The sequence below is a fragment of the Ideonella aquatica genome, assembly GCF_018069755.1.
Taxonomy (GTDB): domain Bacteria; phylum Pseudomonadota; class Gammaproteobacteria; order Burkholderiales; family Burkholderiaceae_C; genus Ideonella; species Ideonella aquatica.
Genome location: NZ_JAGQDE010000039.1, coordinates 1 through 12,110 on the forward strand (window position 1 = coordinate 1; position 12,110 = coordinate 12,110).

Sequence of the window (12,110 nt, forward strand, 5' to 3'; positions counted from 1 at the left end):
GACCAGGCCGCCGCCGCGCTGGCCACCGCCCGCGCCGCCGCGCCCAATGCGCCGCGGCCGCTGCTGCTGGCCGGCCAGCGCGCACTGCGCCTGGGCGACGCGGCCGGCGCGCTGGCGCTGTGGGGCGACCTGGAAGTGCGCGACCCGCAGGTGTTCCAGCTGGTGGCCCAGGACTATGCCGACGCCGCCCGCAACGCTGGCCAGCAGGACAGCGCCCGCCAGCGCCTGAGCGAGGCCTACCAGCGCGCGCCCAGCTTGCCGCTGCTGCGCGCCCTGGCCCGGCTGGACGGCGCCGAGCTGGCCGACGCGCCCGGCCTGCTGCCGCACCTGACCGCCCAGCCCACGCTGAGCGCCGCGCTGGGCGTGCTGTCGCGGCCGGTCGAGCAGTGGGACGCCGCCAGCGCCCAGGCCGTGCGCGAGGCCGTGGCCCGCGCCGCCAAGCCGCTGCAGCGCTACCGCTGCGCCGCCTGCGGCTTCGAGGCCCAGCGCCACTTCTGGCAGTGCCCCGGCTGCCTGAGCTGGGACAGCTTTCCGCCGCGCATGCTCGAAGAACCCTGAGCCGCCATGACCATCCGCCTGCTTGCCGTGTCCACCGCGGCCAACACCGACGCGGCCCTGCAGGAGCTGCTGCGCCAGGCCGGGCCCGAGGTCGAGTTGGCCCTGCACCTGGGCAACACCGAGTCCGACTACAAGGCCTCGGCCGTCTCGCGCATGAACCTGCGCCGCGGCCGCCGCGGCCACCTGACGCAGGACACGCACTACACCGGCCTGGCCCATGGGTTGTTCATGCACCCGGACTACGACGAGCGTGTGGACGAGTTCATCGACCACCTGCATCGCCGCGCCGAGCCCTTCGCCCACCTGCCGCACCCGCTGCGCGGCTTCCACGAGTACTGGGACTACTTCCACGTGCTGGCCGATGTGTTCGCGCAGCGCATTGCCGACAGCGGCGCCACCCATGCGTTGTTCTTCAATGTGCCGCACCTGGTGCACGACACCCTGGTCTGGCAGGTGGCTCGGGCGATGGGGCTGCCCACGCTGATCGTCTCGCAGTCGCTGTTCCCGAACCGCTTCATCTCGATGCCAACGATCGAGGCCTATGGCCGCCTGCGCCCCGACGCCCAGGCCGCGGCGCCCTACCCCATCCAGCGCGGCGAGACCCTGCAGCACTTCTACATGAAGGGCATCGGCCAGCAGAAGCAGGCCACTGGTCGCATCTCGGTGCGCGCGGTGGCGCAGCTGATGACCTTTTTGCTCACCAAGCGCAAGCTGAAGGCGCTGAACCCCTTGTACGTGGCCGGCCTGCTGCGGCGCATGCAGACCATCTACGGCGGCCTGCCCGATTGGCGCGATCCCTTCGCGCGCTTCTTCCACGAGGACTCGCTGGACTACTTCGAGCACCTGCTGCAATTCGAGGACGTGCAGCCCGACTGGAGCCGGCGCTTCGTCTATTTCCCGCTGCAGTTGCAGCCCGAGATGACCACCTCGGCACTGGGCGGCCCGTTCAAGGACCAGGCGCTGGCGATCGAGTCGCTGGCGCGCATGCTGCCCGAGGACGTGGCGATCTACGTGAAGGAGAACCCCAAGCAGGGCGCCTTCATGCGCGGGCCGATGTTCTTCCACCGCCTGCGCCGCATCCCCAACCTGGTCTTCATGGCCTCGCACACCAGCACGCATGAGCTGACCGCGCGCAGCGAGTTCGTTGCCAGCATCAGCGGCACCGTGGGCTGGGAGGCGGTGCGCCAGGGCAAGCCGGCGCTGGTCTTTGGCGCCACCTGGTACGCCGACCTGCCGGGCGTGCACCGCTGGCGCGAGGGCCTGCGCCTGGAGGACATTGTCGCCGCGCCGCCCGAGCACGATGCGCTGGAGCGCGCGGTCGGCCAGTTCCTGCACCACTGCCATGAGGGCGTGGTCGAGCGCCACTACAAGACCCTGGTGAGCGACTTCGACGAAGCGCGCAACGCCCGCCAGGTGGGCGCGGCGCTGCATGCGCTGCTCACCGGCCGCACCCCCACCACCTTCGCCTGATGCGCGCGGCCTTTCTGGTGCAGCGGCCCGGCTGGCGCTTCGTCGGCTTCGGCCTGGGCCTGCATGCGGCGGCGCTCGCGATCGGCTTCATGCTGCCCAAGGACGTGGCCAAGTCGCTGGCCTGGTGGCTGGTGCTGGGCGGCGGACTGTGGTGGCTGGCGGGCCGCCGCAGCGCACAGGCGGCCCGGCGCGTGTGGCTGCTGCTGGCCGGGCTGTTTGCACTGGACATCGGCACGCAAGGCCTGCTGCGCGGCTACTTCGGCTCACAGCCTCAGCCCAGCGTGATCGCCGAGTCGCTGGCCAACACCAGTGGCGCCGAGGTGGCCGGTTTCCTGGGCGAGCAGTGGCGCGCCATCGCCGTCGGCCTGGGCTTCACGGCGGCGGCGCTGTGGAGCGCCTGGCGCTGGCGCGTGGCGCCCGTCGCCGACCCCCTGCCATCGCGTTGGCCTGTGCTCGCGCTGCTGCTGCTGGCGGCGCTGCTGCATCTGAATCCGGCCATGCTGCGCGCCGAGCCGCTGGCGCGCTGGGGCGTGGTCTATGCCCGCCACCTGAAGGCCCAGCGAGAGATCGCCCAGCTCGACAGCACCCGCGCCGCGCTGTGGGCGCAGCGTGCCGACTGGCAGGTGCGCCGGCTCGACGATCAGCCCCGCACCGTGGTGCTGGTCATCGGTGAATCCAACACCCGCCTGAACTGGGGCCTGCTGGGCTACCCGCGCGACACCACGGCCGCACTGGCCCAGGCCATGGCCCGGCTGCCGGGCAGCCATGTGCTGCTGCGCGATGCCTGGTCAGCCGAGGCCTTCACCCTGCCCTCGCTGCGCCTGGCGCTGACCGCCGCCACCGTGGAGCGGCCCGAGGACTGGACCCGCACGCCCGACGTCACGCAGCTCGCGCGCGCCGCCGGCTACCGCGTGACCTGGCTGTCGAACCAGCCGGCGCACGAAGGCTGGTTCGCGTCGATGGCCGCCAGCGTCGACCAGCGCCGCTTCATCAACCACGGCAACTGGCGCGACAGCTCGGCCACCGACCACGACCTGCTGCCCGCGCTGGACCAGTGGCTGGTGGACCCCGCCGCGCCGTACGAGCTGCTGGTGATCCACCTGCTGGGCCAGCATTTCCACTTTGCCCAGCGCTGCCCGGCGGCCATGCGCCAATGGGCCGTGGCCGCCGATGACGACGCCGTGACCCGCTCGCTGCGCGCCGCGGGGCGCAGCAGCGGCATCATCCGCGCCCGCAACGAGTACGACGACGCGGTGCGCTGCGGCGCCGACGTGCTGGCGCACATGATGGACGCGCTGAACCGCCAGCGCCCCGACCGCGCGCTGGAGCTGCTGTACTTCAGCGACCATGGCCAGGAGGTCGGCCACGTCAGCGACTTCGCCGGCCACAGCCAGACCACCGAGGCCGGCTATGCCATCCCCGTGTACTGGTGGAGCCGGGGCAGCCGCCTGAGCGCGGCCGAGGCGCAGGCGCTGTCGCAGCGGCCCTTCCGGCTGGACTGGGCCGACCAGGCGGTGACGCAGCTGCTGGCAATCCAGTCGCGTTTCGACCAGCCCGCGCTGAACCCCTTCGGGCCGGACTATGCGCCGCCCGGCCCCGCGCGGCCGCAGGCCCTGGGAAGCCCATGAAGCGCCGCCACTGGCTTGTCGGGTGCCTGGCCTGCCCGGTCGCGCTGTGCGCCGCCGAGGCCACGCTGGAGGTCAACCAGGCCAACCAGGCCGAGCTGGAGATGCTGCCCGGCGTCGGCCCGGCCTTGTCCGAGGCCATCCTGGCCGAGCGCCGCCGCGGCGGGCCGTTCCCGGACTGGCGCGCGCTGCAGCGCCGCGTCAAGGGCCTGGGGCCGGCCACCGCCCGGCGCCTCTCTCAGGCCGGCCTGCGCGTCAACGGCGTGGCCTACTGATCCCAGCCGAAAAAGCGCCGCACCTCGTCGCGCCGCGCCATCGTGTCGGCCTCGCCCAGCGCGATCAGCTCGCGCGTGTAGTCGGCCTCGAACAGCAGGTAGCTGGCCAGCGCCGCGCCGCTGGTGGCGCCTGCGGCCCCGGACACGCCCAGCCCGCGCAGCAGCGCGCGCACCATCGGCGGCAGCGCGTTCAGGTGGCGCGCGGCCAGGTCGTCCAGGCGCTGGCTGGGCGCGATCACCAGCAGCTCCACCGGCCGCAGGCTGCTGGCCGCGCGGGCCTCGGCGGACATCAGCGACAGCGTGCGGTTGATGCGCTGCAGCCGCTCAATGTCCACCGCCAGCGTGTCCAGGAAGATGCTGGACAGCGCATGGCCGCCGATCTGCGCCAGCGTGGGGTAGCCGGGGTCGACATGGCGCTGGCCCGGCGGCTCGTGCATGCGCCCGGCCCCCACCACCAGCACCCGCTGCGCGCCCAGGTGGATGGCCGGTGAAATCGGCGCGGCCTGGCGCATCGAACCGTCGCCGAACCACTCGGGCATGCCGTCGATCGACAGCAGCCGGGCCGGAAACACGAAGGGAATGGCCGACGAGGCCATCAGGTGGTCGAGGCCCAGGCGCTGGCGCACCGCCAGGCGCTGCGAGCGCACCCAGGGCTGGGCCTGGTGGGCGGCCTCGTAAAAGGTGACGTGCTGGCCCGAGCTGTAGCTCGAGGCGCTCAGCGCCAGCGCCTGCAGGTGGCCTGCAGCGATCAGTTGCGGCAGGCGGTCCAGCTGCGCATGGCGCTCCAGCAGGTCGGCCAGTGGGGCGTTGTTCAGCAGCGAGCGCGGTTTCTGGCGCCGCCAGCGCGCCAGCATCCAGCCGATCGACAGCATCTTCAGCCAGCCCGCACCGCTGCGGATCACGCCCAGCGCATCGGCGCGGTAGACCTGCTCGGCGTGGAAGTCGTGCCAGACCGCGTGCATGCGCGCCACGGTGGCATCGAAGTCATCGGCGCCCGCCGCCAGCACCGCGGCATTGATGGCACCGGCCGAGGTCCCGGTGATCACCGGAAACGGTGTCGGGGTGCCCGCCAGACCCGCCTCGGCGCGCAGCCGCTGCAAGGCCACGAACACGCCCACCTGGTAGGCCGCACGGGCACCGCCGCCGGTGAGCACCAGGCCCGTGACAGGGAGCGCGCTTGCGGACATGGGGCGAGTCTATGTCCGCCCCACACCCCTCGGTGACGACGAAAAGACCGGTGTCGACCGATCAGTCGTGGCCGTGACCGCGGCCGCGGCCATGTTCGCCGTGGCCATGGTCACCACCGCGGCCGCGCGGGTGGTAGACCGGCGCCGGGGCCACATGGCGGCGGTACCAGTCCTCGCGGACAAAGTACACCGGCACGCCGCAGGCGCGGTAGCGGCCGCAGTGCTTGGACCAGTTGCGCTGATGGCCAGGCGGCACCCACAGGTAGACCGGCTGCGGGGGCGCCGAGTAGACCGGCACCGGTCGCACCAGCACCGGCTGCTGGACGATGACATCCGGCTGCGGGAAGCGGCCGATGTCAATGCGCCCGTAGACGCCTGGCTGACTGATCCCGATCGACACCCCGACCTCGGTGGCCTGGGCGGGAGATCCCACCAGGGCGGCCAGCAGGCCGGCAGTGCCCATCACGAGCAGGGGAGTCAGCTTCTTCATGTGCGGTTCGAAATCGAGTGGCGACGAGATGACAACGTGGCGGGCCGGTCGCTGGTTGTCAGCGCTGGGTGGCAAGCCGTCAGCAAATGTGAACCCGGGCTCAACGACCCTCGTCATAGGCGATGCGCGCCTGCCCCTCGGCCGCCAGCGCGCGCCAGGCCGCCAGCGCCTCGTCGGCCGGCCAGAAACGGCCGGCATCGCCCAGGTCGATCTCGCCGCTGGCGCGGTCACCGGTGATGCGCAGGCGCACCGGCAGGCCCTGGCGCGTCTCGCCCTGCTCGTCGCTGACCACCTTGGGCGGGTGCAGGCGCAGCAGCTCGGTGATGCGCGGCAGCGCCGCGGTGCTGCCGCCGCGCAACTCCACCCACATCTGCCGGCCATGTCGGGCCCGGGCCGCGGGCAGGCTCCACAGTGCGCTGACATCCAGCCGCAGGCCGCCGCTGAAGCGGTCGGGCTTGACGCGGCCCTGCACGATCAACAGCTCATCGTCACGCAGCAGGTCCTTGTTGGCGTCCAGCAGCTCCTCGCCGGCCACCGCCTCGATCGGCTCGCTCTTGTCGTCCAGCTTGAAGATGCCCACGCGGCCGCGCTGGCCGTTGATGATGCGCAGGTCGCTGACGATGCCGGCCAGCAGCTGCGGATCGCGCGAATCGATCAGGTCGGCCACCCGGCGCTTGACGAAGCGGCGCACCTCGGCCTCGTCCTGGTCGAACAGGTGGCCCGACAGGTAAAAGCCCAGCGCGGTCTTCTCCAGCGACAGCTTCTCGCGCACCGTCCAGGGCTCGGCCACCACCAGCGGCGGCTCCTGGGTGTGGCTGCCGTGGCCGTCGCCATCGTCGAAGTCGAACAGGCCGCCCTGGTTGGCGTTGGCCTGCTGGGTTTCGGCCCAGTCGAAGGCCAGCGACACGCTGGCCAGCGCCGCTGCACGATCCGGGTGTTGCTCGTCAAACGCGCCGGCCTTGATCAGCGCCTCGACCACGCGCTTGTTGACGCGGCCCTTGTCCACGCGCTGGCAGAAGTCGAACAGGCTGCCAAACGGCCCGCCCTCCTGGCGCGCCGCCACAATGGCCTCGATCGCGCCCTGGCCGGTGCCCTTGATCGCGCCCAGGCCGTAGCGGATGGCCTTGCGGCCCTCGGGGCCCGGCAGCGGCTCGAAGCGGTAGACGCCGCGGTTGACGCTGGGCGGCTCGAAGCGGATGCCGAAGTTCTTGACCGCGTCGTTCAGCAGCACCTTGAGCTTGTCGGTGTCGCTGATTTCGATCGTCATGTTGGCCGCGAAGAACTCGGCCGTGTAGTGCACCTTGAGCCAGCCGGTGTGGTAGGCCAGCAGCGAGTAGGCCGCGGCGTGCGACTTGTTGAAGCCGTAGCCGGCGAACTTCTCCATCAGGTCGAAGATCTCGTCGGCCTTCTCGGGCTCGATGCCGTTCTTCGCCGCACCGGTGCGGAAGATCAGCCGGTGCTCGGCCATCTCCTCGGCCTTCTTCTTGCCCATCGCGCGGCGCAGCAGGTCGGCGCCGCCCAGGCTGTAGCCGCCCAGCACCTGGGCGGTCTGCATCACCTGCTCCTGGTAGACCATGATCCCGTAGGTCTCGGAGAGCACCGGCTCGACCAGCGGATGCGGGTACTCCACCACCTCCTTGCCGTGCTTGCGCGCCACGAAGCTGGGGATCAGGTCCATCGGGCCCGGCCGGTACAGCGCGTTCAGCGCGATCAGGTCCTCCAGCCGGCTGGGCCGGGCGTCGCGCAGCATGCCCTGCATGCCGCGCGATTCGAACTGGAACACCGCCTCGGTCAGGCCGTCGGAGAAGAGCTTGTAGACCGCCTTGTCGTCCAGCGGCAGGTTCTCGTAGGCAAAGTCCTTCTGGTCCGGGTAGCGGCTGGTGATGAAGTCCTTGGCCAGCTCCAGGATGGTCAGCGTGGCCAGGCCCAGGAAGTCGAACTTCACCAGGCCAATGGCTTCGACATCGTCCTTGTCGTACTGGCTGACCGCGCTGTCGCTGCCGGGCTGCTGGTAGAGGGGGCAGAAATCGGTGATCTTGCCCGGCGCAATCAGCACGCCACCGGCGTGCATGCCGATGTTGCGCACCATGCCCTCGACATTGGCGGCCAGGCGCAGCAGCTCGGCCACCTCCTCGTCGTTCTTCTCGCGCTCCTCCAGCTCGGGCGCTTCCAGGCGTGCGTAGATCACGCCCTTGTCGGGCTCGGGCGGCACCTTGGCCAGCGTCACCGTCTTGCCCGGTGGCGCCGGGATCAGCTTGGCGATGCTGTCCACATGGCCGAAGCCCATGCCCAGCACGCGGCCGATATCGCGCAGCGCCGCCTTGGCGGCCATGGTGCCGAAGGTGGCGATCTGGCTGACCGCCGGCCGGCCGTACTTCTCCTTGACGTACTCGATCACCCGGTCGCGGTTGCCCTGGCAGAAGTCGACGTCGAAGTCGGGCATCGACACCCGCTCGGGGTTCAGGAAGCGCTCGAACAGCAGCTTGTACTGCAGCGGGTCCAGGTCGGTGATGAACAGCACATAGGCCACCAGCGAGCCCGCGCCCGAGCCCCGACCCGGCCCCACTGGGCAGCCGTTGGCCTTGGCCCACTTGATGAAGTCCGAGACGATCAGGAAGTAGCCCGGGAAACCCATCTTCAGGATGGTGCCCAGCTCGAACTCCAGCCGCTCCACATAGCGCGGCCGCTCGGCCTCGCGCTGCGCCGGGTCGGGGAAGAGCTGCTGCAGCCGCTTCTCCAGGCCGTTGTAGCTTTCCTCGCGGAAGAACTGCTCGATCGGCATGTGGCTGCCGTCGGGCAGCTCGGGCGTGGGGAAATCGGGCAGCTGCGGTTTGCCCAGCACCAGGCTCAGGCTGCAGCGCTGGGCGATCTTCAGCGTGTTGGCCAGCGCGCTGGGCACATCGGCGAACAGCGCTTCCATCTCGGCCTGCGACTTCAGGTACTGGTCGCGGGTGAAGCGCTTGACGCGCTTGGGGTTGGCCAGGGTCTCGCCCTCGGCCACGCAGACGCGGGCCTCGTGGGCCTCGAAGTCATCCGGGCTGAGGAACTGCACCGGGTGCGTGGCCACCACCGGCAGGTTCAGCTCGGCAGCCAGCGGCACGGTGGCGCGCACCAGCGGCTCATGGCTGGGGATGCCGGCGCGCTGCAGCTCGAGGTAGAAGCGGCGCGGAAACAACTCGGCCAGCTCGCGCGCCACCGCAGCGGCGCGCGCGGTGTCGCCCTGCAGCAGCGCCTGGCCCACCGCGCCATGCTCGAAGCCCGATAGGCAGATCAGCCCCTGGTGCAGCTCGCGCAGATCGCTCCAGGCCACCCAGGCCTGGGCGCGCTGCACATGCTGGGTCCAGGCCCGGGCCAGCAGCTCGGACAGATTGAGGTAGCCCTGCTTGTCCTGCACCAGCAGCAGCAAGCGCGTGGCCTGGGTGCGGTCGCCGGCATCAGGCAGCGGCTCGACCCAGACATCGGCGCCCAGGATGGGCTTGACGCCCTTGCCGCGGCAGGCCTTGTAGAACTTGACCCCGCCAAACAGGTTGGCCAGATCGGTGATGGCCATCGCCACCTGCCCATCGCCCTTGGCCGCCGCCGCCGCATCGTCGATCCGCAGGGTGCCATCGACGACGGAGAACTCGGTGTGGGTGCGCAGGTGGACAAAAGGCATCACGGCATTCTACGAAGGGCCGGCCACCCGACCGGCCCTGCGCAGCGCCCGCTTCAGGGACAGGTCTGCAGCGGAATATCGGCCGCGCTGCCGGTGCCGGCCACCTGGTCCGCCGTCAGCGTCAGGCACACCGGCAGCGATTCGACGCCCGCCGCGCTCACCACCAGGCTCACCAGGCCGGACGGCGTGCCGGTCCTCAGCGTGAAGCGGGTGCTGGTGATCTTGCGCAGCTGCACGTCGGTGCTCTTCCAGTTGAACGTGCGGCCATACCAGACGGCGCTGGCGCCAGGCTGGCCAAAGCGCACGATCGGGTAGTTCTCGTCCGACTCGGCGTCGTCACCATAGGTGCTGCCGGCGTTGATGCCGGTCAGCTGCCGACCGCTCAGCGTGAAGCGGCCCTTGCCGTCGTAGCGCACGGCCTCGACCGTGGGCCGGGCCTTGTCGGGCGGCGCGCCGTCGGCGGTGTAGATCCAGACGTCCTTGCCGCCCCTGGTGAACATCACCTGGCCGGTGGGCAGCACCAGCATGCGGTGTACGAAGGCCGGGCCATCCAGTGCCACGGGCACTGTCGGGCTCATCGGTCGGATGGTGTTGCGTGCCGGGTTGTACTCGAAGAGCTGGGTCGGGCCCGAGAACGCCGTGCCCGTGGACGGACTGGCATCGGCGGCCAGCATCACGCGGCCGTTGGGCAGGGCCGCGGCCGGCGCGTCGACCGCGCCGAACAGGCCCTGGGCCCCGCTGGGCAGCGTGCCGATGATGTCAGGGCCAGCCGACCAGGTGTTGCTGCCCACGTCGTACAACGCGGTGTGGCCGGTGGCGCCGATGGTGATCACACGGCCGCCCTTGTCGCGGCTGCGCAGCGCCAGCGCGCCGCCGATCTCGTAGCCCATGGCGGGGCTGCTGAGCTGCGGGATGCTGCCAGCGGCCGTGCCGTCCGACGGGCTGCGGCCGCTCCACACGCCGGTCTTGGGGTCGTAGACCTCGGCATAGCCGCCGCCGGTGGCGATGCTGCGGAACAGGTCGTAGACCAGCACCTGGCCGCCGGGCAGCTTGACATAGGTTTCTTCGTCGCTGCTGTCGTCGTAGGCCTTGTCGGCGGCGCGGGTCCAGCTGTTGCTGGCGATGTCGTACAGGTAGCTGCTGCGGCCGAACAGCGAGCCCGCCAGGATGCGGTCCTTGTCGAGCAGCATGGTCGGCACGTCGCCGAAGTTGCTCTCGGGGTGCGGGGCGATCGGCGTCCAGACATTGTTCAGCGTGTCGTACCACTCGCCGGTGTTGGTCCAGTTGGCGTCCAGGTTGGGGCCGCTGTACTCGCCGCCCAGCACCCAGACGTCGCCGCTGCGCAGCACATGGCTGGCAAAGTACAGGCGGTTGGTGCCCATGCCAGCCACCTGGGTCCAGCGGCCGTTGGCGTAGTTGCCGTTGGCGTCCGGTGTCAGCTTGAGCCAGATATTGCCCGGCATGTCATAGGAATGGGCCAGCACGGTGCCGTCTGTCAGCAGCAGCATGGTCTCGACGCTGGCGGGCGGCCTGCGCGCCATGGTGGTCCAGCCGGCCGCTGCGGCGGCCAGCGGCGCAGTGGCCAGGCAAGCCAGCGTGAACGCGGTGGCCAGGGTCTTCGGTGTCTTCAAGATGGGCATGGGTTGGGCTCTCCTCGTGGGGCTTGAGTGTCGCAAGATGTAACCACGCCCTGGACCCACCCCCCACGTTTGCCGTCCGCCAGATGTCACGGTCGCACAGCCCAGGGGGCCCCACCCCGGTGCCCGCGGCCTCCTAGAATCGGGCGATGTTGTCGGTCCTGCTGCGCGCCTTCGGTATCCTGCTGATGCTGACCGCTGTGGCGCTGCCGCTGGCGCGGGCGCCCGACCGCTCGCCGGAATCGCTGGTGGCCCGCTGGGCGCCGCGCCCCTCCGAGCTGGTGGAGGTGGGTGGCCTGATGGTCCACCTGCGCGACGAAGGCCCCCGCAACGACCCCACGCCGCTGCTGTTCATCCACGGCCTGGGCTCCAGCCTGCACACCTGGGAGGGCTGGGCCAGCGGGCTGCGCGAGCGCCGCCGCGTGATCCGTTTTGACCTGCCCGGCGCCGGCCTGACCGGTCCCTTCGCCGAGGGCCAGCCTGCCGACTACCGCAGCGAGGCGCTGGCGCGCTTCACGCTGCAGTTGATGGATCGGCTGCAACTCAAGCAGGTGATGCTGGTGGGCCATTCACTGGGTGGCGAGGTGGCCTGGCAGCTGGCCAGCCGTTCACCGGAGCGGGTCAGCCGCCTGGTGCTGCTGGATGCCACCGGCCTGGCGATCGAGCCGCTGGAGGTGCCGCCCGGCCTGCGCCTGGCCAGCGTGCCGGTGCTGGGCTGGCTGGGCCAGTCACTGCTGCCGCGCGGCGTGGTGGCGGCCACGCTGGAGGCGGTCTACGCCGATCCGCGGCGCCTGACGCCTGAGGTGGTCGACCGCCATTTCGAGCTGCTGCTGCGCGAGGGCAACCGCCAGGCGCTGCGCCTGGCCTTGCAGCAACAGCAGCCGGGCCGCGATGTCGAGCGCCTGAACAGCCTGCGCCTGCCCACGCTGTTGCTGTGGGGCGAGAAGGACCGCGTGGTGCCCCCCGCCGCCGGCGCCGAGTTCGCCCGGCGCATCCCCGGCGCCCGGTTCCAGGTGCTGGCCGGCTTGGGCCATGCGCCTCAGGAAGAGCTGCCAGCGCGCAGCCTGGGCGCGCTGCAGGCCTTTTTGCCGCCGCGCTGACGCATAAGGCCCCGGCCGCGGCAGCGGCAGCGGAATCTGCCCGGCCTTGCCCCGCCTATTCCGCCCCATGGCCCGGGGCCGCTCTGACTAGCATCGGCTGGAGACCTCTACCG

The 12,110-nt window shown here is 71.0% G+C and carries 8 protein-coding genes and 1 pseudogene; 5 read left to right on the top strand and 4 right to left on the bottom strand.

Annotation, left to right across the window (positions count from 1 at the left end):
• From KAK06_RS22745 to KAK06_RS22760, 4 genes and pseudogenes are all read left to right on the top strand, one after another.
• A pseudogene (locus KAK06_RS22745) lies at nucleotides 1–558 on the top strand (lipopolysaccharide assembly protein LapB); the annotation flags it as partial.
• A gap of 6 nt (nucleotides 559–564) precedes the next feature.
• On the top strand, nucleotides 565–2,028 hold the full coding sequence (locus KAK06_RS22750; protein WP_210804462.1) for a capsular polysaccharide export protein, LipB/KpsS family: 1,464 nt from the start codon (nucleotides 565–567) through the stop codon (nucleotides 2,026–2,028).
• Nucleotides 2,028–3,656 carry a phosphoethanolamine transferase gene (locus KAK06_RS22755; protein ID WP_210804463.1) on the top strand — a complete coding sequence of 543 codons (1,629 nt, stop codon included), beginning with the start codon at nucleotides 2,028–2,030 and terminating at the stop codon, nucleotides 3,654–3,656. The genes KAK06_RS22750 and KAK06_RS22755 overlap by 1 nt, the downstream gene beginning before the upstream one ends.
• Nucleotides 3,653–3,928 carry a ComEA family DNA-binding protein gene (locus tag KAK06_RS22760; protein WP_210804464.1) on the top strand — a complete coding sequence of 92 codons (276 nt, stop codon included), beginning with the start codon at nucleotides 3,653–3,655 and terminating at the stop codon, nucleotides 3,926–3,928. Before KAK06_RS22755 ends, KAK06_RS22760 begins: the two co-directional genes overlap by 4 nt.
• Here KAK06_RS22760 and KAK06_RS22765 read toward each other — a convergent pair.
• From KAK06_RS22765 to KAK06_RS22780, 4 genes are all read right to left on the bottom strand, one after another.
• Nucleotides 3,922–5,115, bottom strand: coding sequence for a patatin-like phospholipase family protein (locus KAK06_RS22765; RefSeq protein ID WP_210804465.1), 1,194 nt, complete (start codon nucleotides 5,113–5,115; stop codon nucleotides 3,922–3,924). The two genes, KAK06_RS22760 and KAK06_RS22765, sit on opposite strands and share 7 nt — an antisense overlap.
• Nucleotides 5,116–5,176: 61 nt before the next feature.
• The gene (locus KAK06_RS22770; protein WP_210804466.1) at nucleotides 5,177–5,605 is read right to left on the bottom strand and encodes a hypothetical protein; all 429 of its coding nucleotides are present in this window, start codon (nucleotides 5,603–5,605) and stop codon (nucleotides 5,177–5,179) included.
• Between the two features lie 100 nt (nucleotides 5,606–5,705).
• Nucleotides 5,706–9,260: a DNA polymerase III subunit alpha gene (gene dnaE, locus KAK06_RS22775; RefSeq protein ID WP_210804467.1), complete on the bottom strand. Its 3,555-nt coding sequence runs from the start codon at nucleotides 9,258–9,260 to the stop codon at nucleotides 5,706–5,708.
• 53 nt (nucleotides 9,261–9,313) lie between these two features.
• Nucleotides 9,314–10,900: a Kelch repeat-containing protein gene (locus KAK06_RS22780; RefSeq protein ID WP_210804468.1), complete on the bottom strand. Its 1,587-nt coding sequence runs from the start codon at nucleotides 10,898–10,900 to the stop codon at nucleotides 9,314–9,316.
• A gap of 146 nt (nucleotides 10,901–11,046) precedes the next feature.
• Here KAK06_RS22780 and KAK06_RS22785 point away from each other — a divergent pair, with 146 nt between their 5' ends.
• Complete coding sequence (locus KAK06_RS22785; RefSeq protein ID WP_210804469.1) at nucleotides 11,047–11,997, top strand: alpha/beta fold hydrolase; 951 nt, start codon at nucleotides 11,047–11,049, stop codon at nucleotides 11,995–11,997.
• Nucleotides 11,998–12,110: the final 113 nt, after the last annotated feature.